Origin of the sequence: Variovorax sp. YR634, assembly GCF_900106655.1 — a bacterium.
In the GTDB taxonomy this organism is placed as follows: domain Bacteria; phylum Pseudomonadota; class Gammaproteobacteria; order Burkholderiales; family Burkholderiaceae_C; genus Variovorax.
This window is the reverse complement of record NZ_FNOL01000015.1, coordinates 1-21,311: the sequence shown is the minus strand read 5'-3', so window position 1 is coordinate 21,311 and position 21,311 is coordinate 1. Positions and strand designations below refer to the sequence as shown.

17 protein-coding genes and 1 tRNA gene are annotated in these 21,311 nt (G+C 63.6%); 3 read left to right on the top strand and 15 right to left on the bottom strand.

Features of this window, described 5'->3' with window-relative positions; translation table 11 throughout:
- Positions 1–2: 2 nt before the first annotated feature.
- From BLV60_RS22535 to oxc, 8 genes are all read right to left on the bottom strand, one after another.
- On the bottom strand, positions 3–779 hold the full coding sequence (locus BLV60_RS22535) for a fumarylacetoacetate hydrolase family protein (RefSeq protein ID WP_093057518.1): 777 nt from the start codon (positions 777–779) through the stop codon (positions 3–5).
- 50 nt (positions 780–829) lie between these two features.
- Positions 830–1,729, bottom strand: coding sequence for a succinate--CoA ligase subunit alpha (gene sucD, locus BLV60_RS22530; protein WP_093057517.1), 900 nt, complete (start codon positions 1,727–1,729; stop codon positions 830–832).
- A 324-nt stretch (positions 1,730–2,053) separates the two neighbouring features.
- Positions 2,054–3,226 carry an ADP-forming succinate--CoA ligase subunit beta gene (sucC, locus tag BLV60_RS22525; protein ID WP_093057516.1) on the bottom strand — a complete coding sequence of 391 codons (1,173 nt, stop codon included), beginning with the start codon at positions 3,224–3,226 and terminating at the stop codon, positions 2,054–2,056.
- A gap of 32 nt (positions 3,227–3,258) precedes the next feature.
- Complete coding sequence (locus tag BLV60_RS22520) at positions 3,259–3,576, bottom strand: HAD family hydrolase (protein ID WP_093057515.1); 318 nt, start codon at positions 3,574–3,576, stop codon at positions 3,259–3,261.
- Positions 3,577–3,814: 238 nt separating this feature from the next.
- A complete protein-coding gene (gene frc / locus BLV60_RS22515; protein ID WP_093057514.1) occupies positions 3,815–5,062 on the bottom strand; it encodes a formyl-CoA transferase in 1,248 nt (415 codons plus the stop codon).
- On the bottom strand, positions 5,059–5,505 hold the full coding sequence (locus tag BLV60_RS22510) for a PAS domain-containing protein (protein ID WP_093057513.1): 447 nt from the start codon (positions 5,503–5,505) through the stop codon (positions 5,059–5,061). Before BLV60_RS22510 ends, frc (BLV60_RS22515) begins: the two co-directional genes overlap by 4 nt.
- A 75-nt stretch (positions 5,506–5,580) precedes the next feature.
- Positions 5,581–6,843, bottom strand: coding sequence for a formyl-CoA transferase (gene frc, locus BLV60_RS22505; protein WP_093057512.1), 1,263 nt, complete (start codon positions 6,841–6,843; stop codon positions 5,581–5,583).
- A gap of 31 nt (positions 6,844–6,874) precedes the next feature.
- Positions 6,875–8,701 (bottom strand): oxalyl-CoA decarboxylase, encoded by a 1,827-nt coding sequence (gene oxc, locus BLV60_RS22500; protein WP_093057511.1) that lies wholly within the window; start codon positions 8,699–8,701, stop codon positions 6,875–6,877.
- 153 nt (positions 8,702–8,854) lie between these two features.
- Between oxc and BLV60_RS22495 the strand changes: the two genes are divergently transcribed.
- Entirely contained in the window at positions 8,855–9,463 is a 609-nt protein-coding gene (locus BLV60_RS22495; protein ID WP_093057638.1) for a Crp/Fnr family transcriptional regulator, read from the top strand.
- A gap of 283 nt (positions 9,464–9,746) precedes the next feature.
- On the opposite strand, the gene BLV60_RS22490 is transcribed toward BLV60_RS22495, so the two are convergent.
- From BLV60_RS22490 to BLV60_RS22475, 4 genes are all read right to left on the bottom strand, one after another.
- A complete protein-coding gene (locus BLV60_RS22490) occupies positions 9,747–10,583 on the bottom strand; it encodes a cytidylate kinase family protein (RefSeq protein WP_093057510.1) in 837 nt (278 codons plus the stop codon).
- A 22-nt stretch (positions 10,584–10,605) separates the two neighbouring features.
- Entirely contained in the window at positions 10,606–12,141 is a 1,536-nt protein-coding gene (locus tag BLV60_RS22485) for a tripartite tricarboxylate transporter permease (protein WP_093057509.1), read from the bottom strand.
- Positions 12,142–12,165: 24 nt separating this feature from the next.
- Positions 12,166–12,687: a tripartite tricarboxylate transporter TctB family protein gene (locus BLV60_RS22480; RefSeq protein ID WP_093057508.1), complete on the bottom strand. Its 522-nt coding sequence runs from the start codon at positions 12,685–12,687 to the stop codon at positions 12,166–12,168.
- Positions 12,688–12,804: 117 nt separating this feature from the next.
- Positions 12,805–13,824 carry a Bug family tripartite tricarboxylate transporter substrate binding protein gene (locus BLV60_RS22475; protein ID WP_093057507.1) on the bottom strand — a complete coding sequence of 340 codons (1,020 nt, stop codon included), beginning with the start codon at positions 13,822–13,824 and terminating at the stop codon, positions 12,805–12,807.
- A gap of 230 nt (positions 13,825–14,054) precedes the next feature.
- Between BLV60_RS22475 and BLV60_RS22470 the strand changes: the two genes are divergently transcribed.
- Positions 14,055–14,129, top strand: a tRNA-Arg gene (locus BLV60_RS22470).
- Positions 14,130–14,303: 174 nt separating this feature from the next.
- Positions 14,304–15,533 carry a tyrosine-type recombinase/integrase gene (locus tag BLV60_RS22465; RefSeq protein WP_093057506.1) on the top strand — a complete coding sequence of 410 codons (1,230 nt, stop codon included), beginning with the start codon at positions 14,304–14,306 and terminating at the stop codon, positions 15,531–15,533.
- Between the two features lie 132 nt (positions 15,534–15,665).
- Here the strand turns inward: BLV60_RS22465 and BLV60_RS22460 are convergent, their stop codons facing one another.
- From BLV60_RS22460 to BLV60_RS22450, 3 genes are all read right to left on the bottom strand, one after another.
- Complete coding sequence (locus BLV60_RS22460) at positions 15,666–15,917, bottom strand: PIN domain-containing protein (RefSeq protein ID WP_256329453.1); 252 nt, start codon at positions 15,915–15,917, stop codon at positions 15,666–15,668.
- 165 nt (positions 15,918–16,082) lie between these two features.
- On the bottom strand, positions 16,083–17,558 hold the full coding sequence (locus BLV60_RS22455; protein WP_093057505.1) for a phospholipase D-like domain-containing protein: 1,476 nt from the start codon (positions 17,556–17,558) through the stop codon (positions 16,083–16,085).
- Entirely contained in the window at positions 17,555–21,016 is a 3,462-nt protein-coding gene (locus BLV60_RS22450; protein WP_093057504.1) for a serine/threonine-protein kinase, read from the bottom strand. Before BLV60_RS22450 ends, BLV60_RS22455 begins: the two co-directional genes overlap by 4 nt.
- Positions 21,017–21,311: the final 295 nt, after the last annotated feature.

The window sequence follows — 21,311 nt, the reverse complement described above, 5'->3', positions numbered from 1 at the left end:
TGTCAGCCGAAGCGGTTGCTGAGCTTGCCGATGCCGTCGATCTCGATCTCCACGAGGCTGCCAGGCTTCATGGAGCCGACGCCGACCGAGGTGCCGCAGAGGATCACGTCGCCACGGTGCAGCGTCATGTCCTGCGAGATGAGGCTCACAAGTTGCTGCACCGAAAATCGCATGTCGCTGATCGGGTAGTTCTGTCGCACCTCGCCGTTGAGCAGCGTGGTCACGGTGAGCGTTGCGGGATCGAGGCCGGTGGCAACCACCGGGCCCATCGGGCAGAAGGTGTCGAAGCCCTTGGCGCGCACCCATTGCGCGAACGATGCGTCGCGATTGAGGATGTCGGCCACGGTCACGTCGTTGGCGCAGGTGTAGCCGAACACGTGATCGAGCGCATCGGCTTCGGAGACGGCGGTGGCGGTCTTGCCGATCACGATGCCGAGCTCGCCTTCGAAAACCACCTTGCCGTCGCACAGCGGCTTGCGGATGGGTGCGCCGGGGGCGAGATATGAATTGGGCGTCTTCAGCAGGTACAGCGGCTCGGCCGGCACCGGCAGGCTCAGCTTCGCGCCCAATGCGTGGAAGTTGTTCCACAGCGCAATGACCTTGGTCGGCTCGGTGGGCGTGAGCAGTTGCAGCCCGGCCAGCGCGAACACGCGGCCCGTGAGCTCCGAGCTGCCGAACATGTCGCCCTGGCGCTCGTGCACCGCATCGCCTTCCAGTGTGCCGAAGCCGATGCCACCGGCATGCTCGAAGCGGACCCATTTCTTCTGCTGCTGTTCCATGTTGTTATCTGCTTTCTGGATTGATGAAATTCGGAGCGGCCTACCGTCAGTCAGTCGAACGGGAGGTAGTCGGGGATGACGAGCGAGGCGAGCAGCTTTCCCATCTCGGCCGGATTGCGCGTCACGTGGATGCCGCATTCCTTCATCACAGCGAGCTTTTCCTCGGCGGTGCCGCGGCCGCCGGAAATGATGGCGCCCGCATGGCCCATGCGCTTGCCGGGCGGTGCGCTGGCGCCTGCGATGAAGCCGACCACGGGCTTGCGCATGTGGTCGCGAATCCAGCGCGCGCACTCCTCTTCAGCATCGCCGCCGATCTCGCCGACCATGATCACGGCGTCGGTGCGCGGGTCGTCGTTGAACATCTTCAGCACGTCGATGTGCCGCAGCCCGCCGACCGGGTCGCCGCCGATGCCGACCACGGTCGACTGCCCGATGCCAAAGCTCGCGAGCTGGCTCGCGGCCTCGTAGGTCAGCGTGCCCGAGCGCGAGACGACACCGATGCGACCGCGCTGGTGGATGTGGCCCGGCATGATGCCGATCTTGATTTCGCCGGGCGTGATGAGCCCTGGGCAGTTGGGTCCGAGCAGCAACGTCTTGCGGCCCTGCATGCGGTGGCGGGTGCGGATCATGTCGCGCACCGGGATGCCTTCGGTGATGCAGATGACGAGGTCGAGTTCAGCATCGACCGCCTCGTCGATTGCCGCTGCTGCGAAGGCTGGTGGCACGTAGATCACGGAGACGGTGGCGCCTGTCTCGGCCTTTGCCTCTTTCACGGTGCCGAAGATCGGGATGCCGGCCAGCGAGCCGCCTGCTTTCAGCGGATTCACGCCTGCTACGAAGCAGTGTTTGCCGTTGCCGTATTCGAGGCAGGCCTGTGTGTGGAAGCTGCCGGTCTTGCCGGTGATGCCCTGCGTGATGACGCGGGTGTGCTTGTTGATCAGGATGGACATTTCATTTGCTCCATCGTGTTTTGTGCTGCGTGCGTTTGTTCGGGGTGGGTGCGAATGACACCGGGTACTCCCCTCCGCGAATGTCCCCCGCCTTCGGCTCCTCCTTTATTTCGCTGCGGGAAGCACCCGATGCCATTCGCACATGGACGCGGCTGTTGTGCTGGCCGATCAACCAGTGCTCTGAACGATCACGCCGATGGGGCGCCTTGCGCAGCGAAATAAAGGAGGAGGCCGAAGGCCGGGGGACATTCGCGGAGCAAGGCACCCCGTCGGCGTGATCGTGCCCCGAAACGACGCAGCGAATGAGGGAGCAGGCTTTCATACCTAGCGCATCCAGTTCCGAGCCGCACCAATGGCCCGCTGTGCAGCCTCGGCCATGTCGTCTGTGTTGATGATCGACAGTCCGGACTGCGCGAGGATGGTCCTTCCCAGGTCCTCGTTGGTGCCCTTCATGCGCACGATGAGCGGCACGGTGAGGCCGGTCTCGCGCGCTGCAGTGACCACGCCGTGCGCGATCACGTCGCACTTCATGATGCCGCCGAAGATGTTGACGAGCACTGCCTTGAGCTTCGGATTGCGCAGCATCAGCTTGAAGGCCTCTGTCACCTTCTCCGCCGTTGCACCGCCGCCCACGTCGAGGAAGTTGGCGGGCGAACCGCCGTAGAGCTTGATTGCGTCCATCGTCGCCATCGCAAGGCCGGCGCCGTTGACCAGGCAGCCGATGTCGCCGTCGAGCGCGATGTATGAAAGATCGAACTTCGAGGCCTCGACCTCCACCGGATCTTCCTCGTCGAAGTCGCGCATCGCGGCAATCTCCGGCTGGCGGAACAGCGCGTTGGCGTCGAAGTCGAACTTGGCGTCGAGCGCAATCACTCGGCCGTCGCGTGTGAGCACCAGCGGATTGATCTCGGCCAGCGAAGCGTCGCTGCCATCGAAGGCCTGGTAGAGGTTCTGCATGAACACGCGCGCCTGCACCACCGAGCGCTCGGCAATGCCGATGCGGCGCGCGATGCCGTCTGCATCGGCAATCCGCAGGCCGGTGTCCGGATCGATGAAGAGCTTGTGAATCTTCTCGGGCGTGCGTGCGGCCACCTCCTCGATGTCCGTGCCGCCTTCGCTCGACGCCATCAGCGCCACGCGCTGCGAATTACGGTCGACCACGAAGCCGAGGTACAGCTCCTTGTCGATCTCGACGCTCTCCTCGACCAGCAGCCGCTTCACCACGCGGCCTTCGGGGCCGGTCTGCGGTGTCTTCAGCGTCATGCCGAGCATCTGGTCCGCGTGCCGCCGCACTTCGGCGACGGACCACGCGGGCTTCACGCCGCCGCCCTTGCCGCGGCCGCCCGCATGAATCTGCGCCTTGACCACCCAGGCCCGGCCACCGAGACGGGTGGCGGCGTCTGCCGCCTCGTCGGGCGAACGGCAGACGAATCCACGGGGTGTCGCCACGCCGTATTGGCGCAGCACGTCCTTGCCTTGGTATTCGTGGATGTTCATGGTCGCAGCAGGCTGTTTATTTGCAAGGAATTTCAGGCACCGAGCTCGACGCCGTGGCTTTCCGCCCAATTGAAATAGCTCGACGAAGCCATTTCCCGCTTTCTGTGCAATTCCTTCTTCTGCTCGATTGCCTCGGCCAGGAATTCGGCGTCGTAGGCCTTCAGCAGATGCGGCTGATGGGTCTTCAGGTAGTGGCCGATCCGCTCGTTGGCGCTCTGGCTCAGGCCCATCAGGCGGTCGTAGGTTTCGCCGTCCCAATGCCAGCGCAGCCCCAATTCGAAGAATGCTGCGTTATAGGCATTGCGCTCGATTTCGTCGCGCCAGTACTGAATGGGTGAATGGTTTTCCATGACCTTCTCCTTGAATGAATGCCGAATTGATGAATCGGATGAAAAATCCCGGCGAGTTCAAAATGTAGGGTCGATGGACAATAAATAAAAATTAAATGAATTTATAAAAACCATTCGCCATGAGTTATGCATGGAAGGCGCCAAATCCACGCGCCCAAGGGCCTTCCGCGCCACCCGCAGGCAGCGCTTTTTCTTTCAACTCACGATGGCAGGCGGGCGGGTCTGCGCCCGCCGTGCCTCAGATCACGCGTTCGGCCCGCAATGTCTCCAGCTCGTCCGCGCCGTAGCCGAGCTGCCGCAGCACTTCCTCGGTGTGTTCGCCGAGCAGCGGCGAACGCGTCACCACCGTCGGGCTGTCGGACATCTTGATGGGGTTGCCCACCGTCAGGTACTTGCCGCGCACCGGGTGGTCGACCTCGACGATGGTGCCGGTCTCGCGCAGCGATTCGTCCGCGGCGATCTCCTTCATCGAGAGGATCGGCCCGCAGGGAATGTCGTACTCGTTGAGGATGTCCATGGCCTCGAACTTGGTCTTGGTCATGGTCCATTGCTCGATGCGCGCGAAGATCGGCTTCAGGTGCAGCAGGCGCGCGGCCGGCGTGGCGTAGGCCTCGTCGTTGATCCAGCCCTCTTCGCCGATGACCTTGCACACCGCAGGCCACACGGCCGCCTGCGTGATGAAGTAGATGTATGCGTTGGGGTCGGTCTCCCAGCCCTTGCACTTGAGAATCGAGCCGGGCTGGCCGCCGCCCGATGCATTGCCGGCGCGCGGCACCGCGTCGCCGAACTTGCCGTCGGGGTACTGCGGGTACTCGTGCATGGTGCCGGTGCGTTCCAGGCGCTGCTGGTCGCGCATCTTCACGCGACACAGGTTGAGCACGGCGTCCTGCATGGGCGCGAGCACCTGCTGGCCGCGCCCGGTGCTGTTGCGCTGGAACAGCGCGGCGAGGATGCCGAGCGCCAGGTGCAGGCCGGTGCCGCTGTCGCCGATCTGCGCGCCAGTCACGAGCGGCGGGCCGTCCTCGAAACCGGTAGTCGATGCCGCGCCGCCGGCGCACTGGGCCACGTTCTCGTAGACCTTGCAGTGCTCGTACTTGCCGGGGCCGAAGCCCTTGACCGAAGCCACGATCATGCGAGGGTTGAGCTTCTGGATGTGGGCCCAGGTAATGCCCATGCGGTCGAGTGCGCCAGGCGCGAAGTTCTCGACCAGCACGTCGCAGGTCTTGATCAGGCTGTCGAGAACTTCCTTGCCCTTGGGCTTCTTGGTGTCCAGCGTGATCGAGCGCTTGTTGTGGTTCAGCATCGTGAAGTAGAGGCTGTCCGCACCGGGAATGTCGCGCAGCTGGCCGCGCGTTGCGTCGCCTTCGCCTGCACGCTCGACCTTGATGACGTCGGCACCGAACCAGGCCAGCAGTTGGGTGCAGGTGGGGCCGGACTGCACATGGGTGAAATCGAGGATTCGAACGCCCTCGAGTGCTTTGCTCATTGACTGTCTCCTTCTTTGATCATCGTGGCTTCGACTTCTACCAGACGGGCGCGCAATTTGCGCTCCTCGGCAAAGCGGGCGGTCTCGTCGCGAACGATGGCAACGATGCCCGTGACCTCGTGATCGGCGGAGAACAGCATCGACACCGTGAAGGCGATCGACAGCGTGTGCCCGTCCTTGTGCAGCGCCGGTACGCGCAGCAGGTCGGCGCCGTACTTGGTGACGCCGGTTTCCATCGTCTTGTTGTAGCCGTCCCAGTGCCGCTGGCGTTGGCGCTGGGGAATGATCAGGTCGAGCGACTTGCCGAGCGCCTCGACTTCGGTGAAGCCGAAGATGCGCTCGGAGGCACGGTTCCACAACGTGATCGCGCCTGCCGCATCGCACACCATGATCGCGTCGCCGGCGCCTTCGACGAGCTGCTTGAAATCCAGGTTCGTTTGCATACGTGCCTCCCGGCGCTACCTGTCTACATGTCGTCGTTCACTGCAGGGGGTGAAGCCCCCCGCAGCGAACCCGGCCTACACAGCCTTGGCTTCGCGCAGGTTGGAGATCTGGTCCTTGCTGTAGCCCAGCTCCGCCAGCACTTCGTCGGTGTGCTCGCCAAGCAGCGGCGAGCCAGTGATCTCGGGCTTGAGGTCCGAGAACTTGATCGGGCTGCCCACGGTGAAGTAGCTGCCGCGCTCCTTGTGCGGCACTTCGACGATGGAGCCGCTGGCGCGCAGCGACGGGTCGTGCAGCAGTTCCTTCATCGTCAGCACCGGCGCGCAGGGAATGTCGAACTTGCGCAGGATGTCGACCGCCTCGAACTTGGTCTTGTCGGCCAGCCAGCCTTCGATGGTCGCGAAGATGTCGGTGATGTGCGGCTGGCGTGCCTTCGGTGTCATGTAGTCGGGGTCGGTCTTCCACTCGGGCTTGCCGATGGCGTCGCAGATCGGAGCCCAGGCATGGCCCTGCACCGTGAAGTAGATGTAGGCGTTCGGGTCGGTCTCCCAGCCCTTGCACTTGAGCACCCAGCCCGGCTGGCCGCCGCCGCCGGCGTTGCCGCCGCGCGGCACCACGTCGCTGAAGGTGCCGTGCGGGTACTGCGGGTATTCCTCCAGGTAGCCAAGTTTGTCGAGGCGCAGCTGGTCGCGCATCTTCACGCGGCACAGGTTGAGCACTGCGTCCTGCATCGCGCAGGCCACGCGCTGGCCCTTGCCGGTCTGCTGGCGGCCGATGATGGCCGTGAGGATGCCGATGGCCAGGTGCATGCCGGTGTTGCTGTCGCCAAGGGCGGCAGCGCTCACGGTGGGCGGGCCGTCCCAGAAGCCGGTGGTCGAGGCAGCGCCGCCTGCGCACTGCGCGACGTTCTCGTACACCTTCAGGTCGTCGTAGTGGTGGCCGTCGCTGAAGCCCTTGACCGAGGCGACGATCATCTTCGGATTGAGTTCCTGGATGCGTTCCCAGGTGAAGCCCATGCGGTCGAGCGCACCTGGGCCGAAGTTCTCGACCAGCACGTCGGATTCGCGGATCAGCTTCTCCAGCACGACCTTGCCTTCGGGCTGCTTGGTGTCCAGCGTCAGCGAGCGCTTGTTGCTGTTGAGCATGGTGAAGTACAGCGCATCGACATCGGGAATGTCGCGCAGCTGCGAACGCGTGACGTCGCCGGCGCCGGGGCGCTCGACCTTGATGACGTCGGCGCCGAACCAGGCCAGCATCTGCGTGCAGGCGGGACCGGCTTGCACGTGCGTGAAGTCGATGATCTTGATGCCGCTGAGTGGTTTGTTGTTGCTGCTGCTCATTTGGATATCTCCTTGAATGATGGAACTCGGGTTACTTCTTCTTCGCCGTGCTGGGGTTCAGGCTTGTGATGCGGCCGCTTTCGGTGCCCGCGGTCTCATCGATGACGGCATTGATCAGGGTCGGCCGGCCCGAGGCGACGGCCTCGGCCAGGGCCTTCTGGAGTTCATCGGCAGTGGTGGCATGCACGCCGACGCCGCCGAAGGCTTCCATCAGCTTGTCGTAGCGCGCGTTCTTGACGAACACGGTGGGCGCCACGTCGGGTGTGCCGCTGGCGTTCACGTCGGTGCCGCGGTAGACGCCGTTGTTGTTGAAGACGATGACGCAGATGGGCAGGCTGTAGCGGCAGATGGTTTCCACCTCCATGCCGCTGAAGCCGAAGGCGCTGTCGCCCTCGATGGCGATCACCGGCTTGCCGGTGACCACGGCCGCGGCCACCGAGAAGCCCATGCCGATGCCCATGATCCCCCAGGTGCCCACGTCCAGGCGCTTGCGCGGCTCGTACATGTCGACGATGCTGCGCGCGAAGTCGAGCGTGTTGGCGCCTTCGTTGACGACGATGGCATCGGGCCGCGCCTTCACCTGGTCGCGGATCACGCTGAGCGCGCTGTGGAAGTTCATCGGCGAGGGCCGCGCGGCCAGCGTGACGGCCATCTTCGACAGGTTCTTGTCCTTGCGCTCGGCAATGGCACCGGTCCAATCGGCCGGCGGCTTGGCCCACTTGGCATCGATGCCGGCCAGCAGCGCGGCAACGCAGGAGCCGATGTCGCCGATCACGGGTGCTTCGATGGCGACGTTGCTGTCGATCTCGGTCGGCGCGATGTCGATCTGGATGAATTGCTTGGCGCCCTTTTCCTGCGCCCAGGTCTTGCCCTTGCCGTGCGAGAGCAGCCAGTTCAGGCGCGCGCCGACCAGCAGCACCACGTCGGCTTCCTGCAGCACGTAGGAGCGCGCGGCCGCGGCCGACTGCACGTGGGTGTCGGGCAGCAGGCCCTTGGCCATCGACATCGGCAGGTAGGGAATGCCGGTCTTCTCGATGAATGCACGGATGTCGGCATCGGCCTGTGCATAGGCGGCGCCCTTGCCGAGCAGGATCAGCGGGCGCTTTGCGCCCTTGAGCAGGTCGAGCGCGCGCTTGACGGCGTCGGGCGCGGGAATCTGGCGCGGCGCGGGGTCGACGACCTTGATGAGCGACTTCTTGCCGGCTGCTGCGTCCATGGTCTGCGCGAACAGCTTGGCGGGCAGGTCGAGGTACACACCGCCCGGACGGCCCGACAGCGCAGCGCGGATGGCGCGCGCAATGCCCACGCCGATGTCTTCAGCATGCAGCACGCGGAAGGCGGCCTTGCACAGCGGCTTGGCGATGGCGAGCTGGTCCATTTCCTCGTAGTCGCCTTGCTGCAGGTCGACGATCTCGCGCTCGCTGGAGCCGCTGATGAGGATCATCGGAAAGCAGTTGGTGGTGGCGTTGGCCAGCGCGGTGAGGCCGTTGAGAAAACCGGGGGCCGACACGGTCAGGCAGATGCCGGGCTTCTGCGTGAGGAAGCCTGCAGCTGCTGCGGCGTTGCCGGCGTGCTGCTCGTGGCGGAACGAGATGACGCGCAGGCCTTCGGCCTGGGCCATGCGCGTGAGGTCGGTGATCGGGATGCCGGGCAGGCCGAAGATGGTGTCGATGTCGTTGAGCTTGAGCGCATCGATGACAAGATGGAAGCCGTCGATGGTCTCGGCGGCCGGCGCGTCTTCCGTCAAGCTCTTGATGGCGCGAACCACTTGTTCGCCATCGGCATCGCGGGTTTTCACGGGCTTGAGGGCATCGTCCAGCGTGGTGGTTGCCTCTTTCTCTGTTCTGACTGAAGACATGTCTCTCCTTCTGCATGGGTGAATGGCCAAGGCCCGAGCCAAGACTATGATTCGGGCTCAAGCTTTCGGCCGTTGACCTCGGTCAACTTTCCCGAAAACGGCGCGCCCCGATGAATGGCGCCGGCAGCGAAAAAATCGAGCAAGACGGTGACCATGACGTTGTTGGAAAACCACCCGGAGAAAAACATCATTCGTGCCCAGCTCCGGCAGAACATCCTTCTCAAGGACCTGAGCGAAGCCGACCGCGCCGAACTGGAAACCCATCTCGTCATCGTGGACGGCAACAAGGGCGAATTCCTGTTGCATCAGGGCGTGCGGGAGATGGAGCAATACTTCATCCTCGACGGCATCCTCAAGCGGGTGGTGAGCAACCCGGAGGGCAAGGAAATGATCCTTCGCTTCGCCGACGAGAACGACATGGAAACGAGCTATGCCGCGCTGCGGCTGGGCACGCCCACGCCTTACGGCATCGTCTGCGTGACGAAGGCGCGGGTTGCGAGCCTTCCGCTGAAGGAATGGATCGCCTTTCTGAACCGGCATGCGGAAACCAAGGAACTGTTCGAGTTCCTGGTGATGCGGGGCATGAGCGAGATCATGGCGCACACGATCACGCTGCATTTGCTCGATGCGGCAGGGCGCGTGCATCGGTTCATCCGAAAGCATCCGGAGCTCGAGGACCGGATTCCGAGCAAGGAGCTGGCTTCGTATCTGAATCTCTCAGCAGAAACCCTTAGTCGGTTGAGGAAGCGCGGGAAGATTTAGCTTCTTTCGTTCGTTCGGGTTTGTTCGGGGTGCGTGCGAATGACACCGGGTACTCCCCTCCGCGAATGTCCCCCGGCCTGCGGCCTCCTCCTTTATTTCGCTGCGGGGAGCACCCGATGCCATTCACACATGGACGCAGTCGTTGTGCGGGCCGATCAAACGCTGCGCTGAACGATCACGCCGATGGGGTGCCTTGCGCAGCGAAATAAAGGAGGAGGCCGCAGGCCGGGAGACATTCGCGGAGCAAGGCACCCCGTCGGCGTGATCGCGCCCCGAAGGAAATCTACGTCTGCTTCGCCGAAGCAAAGCGCCTCGTACTGGCCATCAACCTGAGCTGGTTGTGGACACCACTGACGCCTGACACCTCCGCAGCAACCGCCTCGGCCTGCGCCCGCTCGTCGGAGTTGAGCACGATGCCGCGCAGCATCACCTCGCCCTGGTTCGCAGTGATCGTCACGTTGATGTCGCGCGTGGCCTCATGCTCCTTCAGCGCGGCGCGCACACGCGCTTCCAGCGCCATGTTGGCAAGCAGCGCACGCGACGCCGGCGTTTCTGCGAACTCGGGGCGGTTCACCATCAGGCGGATCTGCTCGACGCAGCTCTCGACCGACAGGCGGTCGGTGTTGAGCACCAGGTCGTAGAGCACCGGGTCGCCCCAGGTCACGCCGAACTGCGCGTGCATGCGCGCGGCATGGGCCTGGTCGCTGCGGCGGATCTCGGCTTCGGCAAATTCGGCGTCGTCGGTTTCGAGGTCGCTCATCAGCCACTCGACGCGCTTCTTCAGCGAGCGCGTGATGCGCACGCACACCACGTGCGGCACCGGCCGCAGCAGGCAGGTGGCACCCCAGCCGCGCAGCACCACATTGCCACGGTCGGCCAGCGCGAACAGTTCCTCGGCCGTGTAGAGCGCCACGCTGCGCGAGTCGGTGGTCAGGCGCTCCACCAGGCCGGCCTTGCCGCCGCGCAGCCGGCCGATCAGGCTCGTGGAGACCTGCATGCGGTCTGCCACGTGCTCGATGACTTCATGGCGCATCACGGCGAGGCCGAGGGCCTCGGCGAGTTTCAGCGAAACGTCTTTCGCGAGGGAACCCATCTCCTGGGTCAGTGCGATCACAGGCATGTCTTTGGCTCCTCGTTGTGTTTCAGTCCACCGGCCGTTCGACCGCGAACTCGTCGGGCTTCTTCGGCTTTCTGTTGAGCAGCGCCAGCGCCTTCGAGATCAGCGGCCAGAACAGCAGCACCAGCGCCAGCGTGGTGATGCCGCCGACCAGCGGGTTCGAGAACATCACCATCACGTCGCCCTGCGACACCAGCATGGCCTGGCGGAAGGAGTCTTCGGCCTTGTCGCCGAGCACCAGCGCAAGCACCAGCGGCGCGAGCGGAAAGTCGAGCTTCTTGAAGAGATAGCCCATCACGCCGAAGCCGAGCATGAACCAGATGTCGAGCATCGCGTTGTGCACGGTGTAGGCGCCGATCGCGCAGATCACGATGATCACCGGCGCGATGATCGAGAACGGGATGCGCAGGATGGACGCGAACAGCGGCACGGTGCTGAGCACCACGATCAGGCCGACGATGTTGCCGAGGTACATGCTGGCGATCAGGCCCCAGACGAAGTCTTTCTGCTCGACGAACAGCAGCGGCCCGGGCTGCAGGCCCCAGATCAGCAGGCCACCCAGCAACACGGCAGCGGTAGGCGAACCAGGGATGCCCAGCGCCAGCATGGGCAGCAGTGCGCTGGTGCCGGCGGCGTGCGCGGCGGTCTCGGGTGCGACCACGCCTTCCATTTCGCCGGTGCCGAACTTGGCACCCTTCTTCGACATCTTCTTGGCAAGTCCGTAGCTCATGAACGAGGCCGGCGTTGCGCCGCCGGGCGTGATGCCCATCCAGATGCCGATGAGCGAGCTGCGGATCGAGGTCACCCAGTATTTGGGCAGCTGCTTCCACGTTTGCCACACCACCTTGGGATCGATCTTCGCGCTCTTGCCGGAGAACTTAAGGCCCTCTTCCATCGACAGCAGAATTTCGCCGATGCCGAACAGGCCGATCACCGCAATCAGGAAGTCGAAGCCGCGCATCAACTCGGGCTGGCCGAAGGTCAGGCGCAGCTGGCCGGTCACGGTGTCCATGCCCACGCTCGCAAGTGCGAAGCCCAGCGCCATCGACGCCAGGATCTTGAAGGGCGAGCCCTTGCCCATGCCGACGAAGCTGCAGAAGGTCAGCAAGTACACCGCGAAGAATTCGGGCGAGCCGAACTTGAGCGCGAACTTGGCGACCAGCGGCGCGAGGAAGGTGATCATCACCACCGCGAGAAAGGCGCCCACGAACGACGAGGTGAAGGCCGTCGTGAGTGCCGCGCCGGCCTGCCCGTTCTGCGCCATCGGATAGCCGTCGAATGTGGTGGCCACCGACCAAGGCTCGCCCGGTATGTTGAACAGGATCGAGGTGATGGCCCCGCCGAACAGCGCCCCCCAGTAGATGCACGACAGCATGATGATGGCCGAGGTCGGCGACATCGTGAAGGTGAGCGGCAGCAGGATGGCCACGCCGTTGGCGCCGCCGAGGCCTGGCAGCACGCCGATCAACACGCCGAGGATGATGCCGACGAACATCAGGCCGATGTTCATCGGCGTGAGGATCACTGAAAAGCCCTGCATCAGGGCACTGATTTCTTCCATTTCGCTTGTGCTCCGTGAGTAGGTTCAGTAGCCGAGGAATCGAAGCGGATCGAGAGTGCCCTTGAACAGCGGCACCTTGAACCAGACCTCGAACATGAAGAAGAACAGCGTGTTGACCGCCAGCGCGGCAAGCACGCTCTTGAACCACGCGTACTTGCCCAGCACCACCATGAACAGCGCGATGTAGATCGCCGAAGCCAGGTAGATGCCGAGGAAGGTGATCGCCAGCACGTAGACCGTGGCCGGCACCAGCACCGACAGCACGCGCTTGAGCTGCACCGAATCGACGAACACCGCGGTGTTGCGGCTCTTGCCGAGCAGTGCCTGGTAGAGGATGCCGGCGCCCGAGATCGTGATGATCACGCCGATGAAGAACGGAAAGTAGCCCGCGCCGGGGCCGTCGGTGGTCCACCCCGCGCCCAGCTTGCGCGCCTCGAAGACCACCACCAGGCCGATCACCAGCAGCGCCAATGCCACCGCCGCTTCGACCAGGTGGGTGGAGATGCCCGAACGCGCCGGGCCCTCGGATGTTTCGTCGTGCTCCATGGAGCCCCCATCGTGGTTGTGTGTGAGAAAGAAAGAAGGGACAGATGCGGCGCGCACGCCGTCCGTCGGGCCGCCGGCACTCCGGCGGTGCCGCGCGCCGCCGTCGCGACCTGTCGGCTACTTGTTGCTTGCGAGGAAGCCCGCGTCAGCCATCAGCGTGCGGTGCGTGGCCTCGGCCTCGGTGAGCCATTTCGCGAAGGCGTCGCCGGTCATGAAGGTCGGGTTGAAGGCCCCCTTCTCCATGTACTCCTTCCACTCCGGCGTGGCGGCGACCTTGACCAGCAGGTCCTTGTAGAACGCGAGCTGGTCGGGCGTCACGCCGGGCGGCATGAAGATGCCGCGCAGCATCGTGTACTTGGTGGGCACGCCCGCTTCCTTGCAGGTGGGGATGTCGTTCCACGACTGCGTGTCCGTGACCTTGGCCTTGAACGGCATGCGCTCGTCGTCGAACACGCACAGCGCGCGCAGCTTGCCCGCGCGCCACTGCGCCACCGCCTCGATCGGGTTGTTCACCGTCGAATTCACATGGCCGCCCACCAGCTGAACCGCCACCTCGCCGCCGCCCTTGAACGGCACGTAGATGAACTTGGTGCCGGTGGCTTTCTCGAGCGCGACCGTGATGATCTGGTCTTCCTGCTTCGAGCCCGTGCCGGCCATCTTGAACTTGCTCGGCCCCGCGGTCTTCACCGCGGTGATGTACTCGCCGGCGTTCTTGTAGGGCTCGGTCGCGTTGGTCCACAGCACGAACTGGTCGAGCGCCAGCATGGCGACCGGTGTCATGTCCTTCCAGTTGAAAGGCACGCCCGTAGCCATCGGCGTGGTGAACAGGTTCGACAGCGAGATGACGATCTTGTGCGGATCGCCCTTGGCTTCCTTCACCGCCAGAAAGCCCTCGGCGCCCGCGCCGCCCGACTTGTTGACGACGATCAGAGGCTCCTTCATCAGCTTGTATTTGATGACGATGCCCTGCAGCAGGCGCCCCATCTGGTCGGCGCCTCCGCCGGTGCCGGCGGGAATCACGAACTCCACCGGCTTGGTGGGTTCCCATGCGAGGGCGGGCGTGGCGGCTGCCAGCGCCAGGACGGCCGCGGCAACGACCTTCGTACGGCCCAGAACGAGCGAAGCGATCTTCTTCATCAGGTTGTCTCCTGTGTAGTGTTTCGCTCTTTTTTGTTCTTGGATCTGAGCAGAGATACGGACCGGCACGATGGTGCGCGCCACTGATTCACGCCTGCTTGATCGCGGTCAACTTTTCGCAGATTTCGTATCCGGGTTAGCCCGCGCTGGCGGGCCCTGCGCGTCCTGTCATCGCCAAGCCTATAAAATCGCGGCGCGCAGCGGGGTCTCCTCTCCTCTCGCCTCAATCCGTCTTCGTAGTTCAATGGATAGAACGGGGTCCTCCTAAGACTCAGATACAGGTTCGATTCCTGTCGAAGGCACCAAAGACCCGAATCACGGCGTCTCACCAAGCATCAAAACCCGCACGTTTCCCCAGGGTAGCGGGTTTTTCTTTGCCTCGCGACGATGCGCGGCGTAGCATCCCTTCGCACAGAAATACCGTTACTTTTGCCGGTATCCCGGGAATCCCCGTGACGAGATACCGTTAAGGAGTGGAGATGGCACTGACAGACACGTTTGTTAGGCAGGTGAAGCCCACCGGGAAGGTCATCGGCGACAAATATGCCGACGGCGCCGGCATGTACCTGTTGGTGAAGACTGCTGGGAAATACTGGCGAATGGACTACACCTTCGCCGGCAAGCGGAAAACGCTGGCGCTGGGAACCTACCCAGAGGTCTCGCTGGCCAAAGCTCGGGATCGCCGCGCCGCCGCCCGCGAGCTGCTGGCAGACGGGACTGACCCGAGCGCGGCCAAGCGCGAAGAAAAGAGAGCCCGGGCCGACGCAGCGGCGAATACGCTCGAGGCGGTTGCGCGCGAGTGGCTGGGAAAGACTGCGGCCAAACGAGCCAGTGGAACGCAGCTCAAGGTCAAGACCTGGCTCGAGAAGGACGTGTTCCCCTTCATCGGCAAGATGCCCATCTCCACCATCGGTCCGCGCGACATTCTGGAGCGAGTTGTGCGCAAGCTGGAAGCACGCGGCGCGATCGATACCGCCCATCGCGTCAAGCAGCTTTGCGGGCAGGTGTTTCGCTTCGCAGTGGTGTCAGGACTGGCAGAGAGGGACGTAACCGCCGATCTGAGCGAAGCTCTGGCCTCGAAAGCCACCAAGCACTTCGCCGCCATCACCGAGCCCAAGCGGGTCGGAGACCTGATGCGCTCGATCCACGCCTATAGCGGCCACCCCACTACCGTTGCCGCGCTGAAGCTTTCCCCTCTGCTGTTTGTCCGGCCTGGCGAGTTGCGCACCGCGGAATGGGCTGAGATCGACCTGGACTCGGCCGAGTGGCGCATCGCCGGCCCGAAGATGAAAATGAAGGTCGATCACATCGTGCCGCTGGCAGCCCAAGCGGTGGAGATCCTGCGCAACCTCCACCCGATCACAGGGCATGGACGGTTTGTGTTTCCCAGCATACGGACGGGTGAACGCCCCATGAGCGAGAACACCATCAATGCCGCTCTGCGTGGGATGGGCTACAGCGCCGAAGTCCACACGGCCCATGGCTTCAGAGCAACCGCGCGGACGATCATGGATGAGGTGCTCGGCGAGCGCGTGGACTTCATAGAGCACCAGCTCTCCCACACGGTCAAGGATGCCAACGGTCGTGCGTACAACCGCACCGCACATCTCCCCGCGCGCCGGGAAATGATGCAGCACTGGGCGGACTACCTCGACAAGCTGCGCATCGGTGCCGACGCGATTCCCTTGAAGCCGCGCCAGATGACATAGCGCCAAGTCCGCGCGCGCCTGCCAAGCCAGCTAGATGAGTGCCACGACATCGCGCAGGTGCGCCGCAGTCTGGGGCAACCCGCGCTTTTCGAGCAGGGCGACCAACGCGATCGCGTCGTGCTGCGGCCGGGCCTAGCGCTTGCGCATTCGCTTCAAAGCCGCAAGGGCGGTGAGCTTCTCCAGCATCAACTGGTTGAGGACGAATTCGTCAGGGGTCTGTACCTCGATGCCGAACGGGTCCAGCACTTCCCTGGGAAAGTCCTTTTCGTTCCACGTCACGATCGCATCCACGTGCCCAGAGATCGCAGCCGCCAGCACGTGGCGGTCTTCAGGGTCCGATACCTGCCCAAAGGAACAGACCTGAGCGTCCACTCTCAGCGCCATCTCGATCACATCGCCTGGGGTTTGAACACCCGCCCACGCAAAACCTTGGGCTTCCGCACACCGGCTCAAGTCCTCTTCGAGGACTGCTTCAACCGGCGCGGAAATCCCTAAGCCAGCCATTGGCTGTCAGTCGACTCGCCTCACCAACGCACTCAGGAAATTCGCTCAGGGCCTAGGGGTGGGCTGGCCTCGCCGGGCGGGTGGACCGGACAGCAGTGACTCGGCTGTTTTGGCGGCGCCGCTGTAGCCCTTCTCGATAAGGGCGAGTCCCTCCGCATAGTGCTTGTCAACGTAGTAACGCTTTCGCACCAGCTGACCATACTCGTCACGTGGCTTGTCTTTCGGGTCCCCGCGAAAGGATAGCCAGTTGAAGCTCGTGATGACTGAGAAGGTGTCATCGCAGACGAGCAGCTTGCGGTGCGTATTGCCGATGTAGACAAACTTGAAATTGCGATAGCGTCTGGCCAGCGCATCGAGTGCGAGTTTCGCCGGTTTGGATATCGCCGGCTTATTCTGACCCGCCGGCGCCGGCGCTGGCGCCCCTGGTTTGCGCTGATCGCCGTCATCGATGCCGTAGCCAATGTGCACATTCACGCCTCGATGCAACGCTGCCTCGAGGTCGCGCAGGAAGAGAGCGTCCACGACGTGGTGGCGGATCCAAGGCGAGATGATCAGCAGCCTCTTACGGGCCTGCTGAAGCGCTCCGCGAAGGATGTCGGGGTGTTGATGGCACAGCAGTGATTCAAGTGTGTCGTCCGCCGCCGCGTCCGGCTCGAGCCCTGGTTGGGGGGCCGCAACTTGCTGCTCTGCAGCCTTGTCCGCGATCATGTTCAGGAACGATGTAGGCGACGTGAGGGGCACGGGGTCAACTGCCGCCAGCAACCGCGCCCCCACACGATCTGGACCGCCGGCATGACGAAAGGCCTGCTCGTGCGCCATCGAGGCGCCGTCCTCTCGCCAGAACGCAACGTCTACGACCGCTGGCTCCGCCGCGCGGCGGAAGAACAGCATCAGGCAGTCGAGAAACCTGAGCTCGCGCCGCTCGATGCTTTTGATTGCGACCAGTTCTTGCCGAATGATGGCGGCAGACTTGTGGCGCTCGATGATTCCATGCAGCACGTCCAGGCTGATGTCCGAGGGCTGCAAATTGCGCGCACGCGCGCCGGGCACCTCGAAACGTCCCAGCTCGGTCATGTCCCTGGACCGGTTCAAATGCTCGGGCGGCACCGTGATGATCTTGCGCGTGAGTGCGTCCCAGCAGATCGGAACTGTGCGCTCGATCGGAGTGACGGCGCAGGCCTCGGCCACCGCATTTCGGCCGGGGCCAGTCAGCTTGAGCGAAGCCTGCTCATCCCCAGCCGCCTTGCTGTACTGTATGAACTCCTTCTTGTTAAGCTCGGCCAGCACCGGCACCAGGGCGCGCTCAGACATGCCCAGGAAACCGTAAATCTCGGCGGGCGTGCTCAGGCCCGCGCGGACCGCGCGCAGCACGGCTGTCTCGATCGGAGGCAATGGGCGCGTTTCTTTGACAAGCACGCGCACTTGCAGGACGTAGACCGGCAGGCCAGCTTCTTTGAAATAGGCAAGCTGTTGGCCCGCACGACTGCGCGCGGCTTCGTTGAGCATCGTTTGCAGTGTCATGCTGTCAGCTCCTGGACATGGCAATCGGCAGGATTGCGTCGCATATGGTCAATGACCCCCTTGAGCGGATTTACTGCGCCCTGCACGGTCTGGCAATAGTGCAGGTCACCCACGATGCCTAATAGCTCCTTGCCGCGTGACAAGGCGACGTTGATGCGCTCCATCTCCTTCAGAAAGCCGAGATGCTCCACACCGGAGCGCGTGACCGAAAACAGCACGACGTCGGCTTCGCGCCCCTGGAAGGCGTCCACCACATTGACGTAGATGTCGCTGAAGCTGCGCCACTCATGACGGCGAGTCTGTACGCTGCGCTCCAGACGCTGGCGTTGCTCGCCATAACCGGTCAGGAGCGCGACGCTGACCCGGTTGTCCTTGTGCGCGCCGCGCTGGATCGCCTGGTCCAGAAGCACCAGTTGTCGCAAGATGACCTCAACCTCCGTGTCGTTATAGTGCGAAGTTCCCCAGGTCTGCGACTGACGCCGCGCCAGACGGGAGGTCGAAAACCACATCACGGGCCGTTGCCACACGCCGTGCAGATGAGCCGCAGGCTCGCGCGCAACGCTGTTGAGTTGTCCATCGTAGAAGCAGTCGGACACGAGCTTGCCCATTGCGGGCAACATGCGGTGTTGCGTCGTGAGTGTCTTATGGAGGTCGGCGGGCAGCTCATCGGTTAGTCGCTGGAAGAGCGTCAGCTTCTGATCCTGCGGCGTGAGGCCGTAAGTCTCCAGCAAACCCTTCTGCTCAAGCTCGCGGTCCTGGAACGGCGAGAGCTGGTTGTTGTCGCCCACCAGGATGATTCGGTGTGACCGCGCCATTGGAACTAGGACCTCGGTCGGTGTTGCGATCGAGGCCTCGTCCACGATGCACAGGTCGTAGGTCAGCTCGTTCTTCCCCGGCACGCTCGCAACGCCCAGGCAGGTGCCGGCCACCACCTGCGCAGAGGCGACCAGCGCCGCCTTGAACTCGATGCTGCGTCCGAACTCGGCCGACCAGTCCGCATGAATGCGTAGCAGCTCCTTCAACTGCGGCGCCGCCGGCGAACCGCTGTCGAACATCTCGAGCCAGTGGGGCAGATCCTCGGGGTCGCACTTGAGGAGCTCGGCCACTGTGTCGGCTGACAAATGCACCGCCAGCTCCTTGCGCGCCTTCACCAAGCTCTGTTCCAGCTCGCGTTGTTCAGCAGCTAAGCCAGTCAGCTCTTCTCGATACTGGCGAACTACTTCTTCGGAAAGCGGGCTGTTTACCGGGCTCTCCAGCAAGGCCAGGGCGTCCTCGCTGCGCACGACTACGGCTTCAAGCCGCACCTTCAGGCTGAAGAATGCGTCCAGCGCCAAAGAGCGTTGGATCTCGCGCAGCGGCACACCTGCGTCCGCGGCGCGGCGCTGAAGAAACTCGACGCCCGATGCGAGGGCCTGCTCGCGCCATGCGGGCAATTGCTCGTCGAGCAGCAGGCGCCGCGTAGAGGCCGCGATCCGCTCATCTTCGCGCTGGCCAATGCGGATCGCTTCAACCGTGCCACCAGAGCGCGCCACGATGCGCTCAAGCGAGTTGTCCAGTGCCACATGTGTCTGAGAGGTCAGCAACACCCTCGCATTAGGTTGCGCGCGCAGCGTCTGCAGCACCAGTTCGGTGATGAAGGTCGTCTTACCGGTGCCAGGCGGCCCCTCTACCACCAGCAAGTCCGGCGCGGACAGGGCGGCGCGGACGGCGTCTTGCTTGTCTTCATCCATGTCCTTCTGAATGAAGTCCACTTCCGGAAGCGGTGGTACCGTTGTCCCTGTCGGATTTGCGATCAGTTGACCGAGCTCTGGATTGACCGAACGGCCATGGCGAACGGCCTCCACCGCGGAGCGCTGGCGATCTAAGGCCATGTCCGTGCGGGTCGAGTCAGTCTCGACGGAGCCTTGTTCCGGCAATGATGCAATGCTTACTCGGTTGCGCTCGGCTGGGCGAATCAGCAGCATGTGGTCGAGGGCGCGGACGACCATGCCCTGGAACTCCTCGCGCTTGCCCACGCTGATGACCACTGGCTGGTCTGCCAGCGCCGCGGCCTCCTGCCCGTCCTGCAAGGTCAGGCGGAGGAACTCCTGATGTTCCTCGCGCTTGTCGTAGCGCAGGGCAACGCGCCTCTGTTTCTCCAGGTCCGACTTCGCGGACAGTAGGTCCAGCCATTTGTTGAACAGCTTGCGCTCCTGCTCTTCGAGCAGTCGATGTTTGCGCAACTCCTGGGCTGACGCGAGCTGCTCACGCATTGAGTCGAAAGCAAGGCCAGAACTGTGGGTGGAAGCGCCGGCGAAGCCCAAACGCACCCCGAGGTCGAAAGCTTGCTTCGATTTGCGTTCGAGCTCAGATGCGGAGTAGTCGCGCGCGCTTACAAGGACGATCCTTGTGCGAAGTTCGTCCATGCGTCCGATGTAGCCGTACTTCGCCCCATACAGCCGCATGCCCCACTCCGGCCGCTCTGCGTGATCTGGCTCCTGTTCGCCGGTGGCCTGCGCCAAATCCTCGAGGACAAAGGCCTCCGCACTATTCCCTGTCAGACCTAAGTCATGCTCCAGGGTCATTCTCACGGCTCGCGTGATGGAAAGCAGCACCACAGGGGAAGGTCGCACCGGTACAGGCGCCGCCTTGAGCAGTTGGGCCAGCAGTACCGATGCCATGGGTGGCCGTTCGGCGGGGTCATCTTGATGGAGGCAGCTGCGAAGCACTTCCCGTACATCTGGGGCGAGCGCAATGGTGTCGATGGCCCGCTGCACATCGGCGCTGGTCTTGAGAGGCGTCGTGGCCAGAAGGCACAGGCTCAGAACCGCAAAGCCGTAGACGTCGCGGCTATAGCTGTGGCTGCCGTCATCTGGCTCCGGAGGAGAAAACGGCTCAGACGCAAAATGGGCCAGCGTGACGCCGGGCGCCAGGAAGTTGCGTATCTTTGAGATCCCAAAGTCGCACAACCTGACCTGGCCCTCGGGTGTCACGAGGATGTTGCTGGGCTTAACGTCGCGATGGGCGACGCCCCGGGAGTGGGCAAAGGCCAGCGCCTCTAGGACCGGTCGGCCCACCGCCTCGTAGTAGCTGTCCCAGTCGGCGAATGCAGGCTCGTGGGGATCGTGGGAAAGAAAGCGTGCCTTGAGATCCTGTGCGACCCAGTCCATGACCAAGTAGTGCAAGCCCTGGCCCTTGTCGTGCCCAAAATCATGGATGCGGATGACGTGGGGGTGCTTCAGCTCCGAGAGCGCCTGCACTTCCCGCCGAAACGATTCTTCGATGACGTCATCGGGCGCACCGGTGCTCCGGAACACCTTCACGGCCACGCTCTCGCCCGTTTCTGTGTCACTGGCTAGATAGACGACGGCGAGGCCGCCGTTGCGAGGCGCACCCCGCGTGACGTAGCGGCCATCGGCCAAGGTCAGCTTTGGCAGCTTTAGCGGAGCACGCAGGGGCGCGGCGTCTTCTTGGGTCATGTCCTCGTTTTCTCTCTCATGAGATCGCGATGCCGCAGTTGGGCCGCAGTCTGTGCACAGATTCTGGCAGCAATGCTGGATCGCGCCGGTCGGGATGGCCGCTGTCAGTCGAGGCTGTGTGGAAACAGCTGCATTGAAGGGGCGCGCAAGATCCGTTGGACCGGCGGACTCAGTTCCTACCGGAATTCTCGGCCGTCTCGACAAGACGCGAGTCGGCTCCTACGACTTCATCTCTGCAATCAGGGTACTTGCGCCGAGGATCTTGATTGCTCGCTTGAGGTTGTAGGCCAGAACC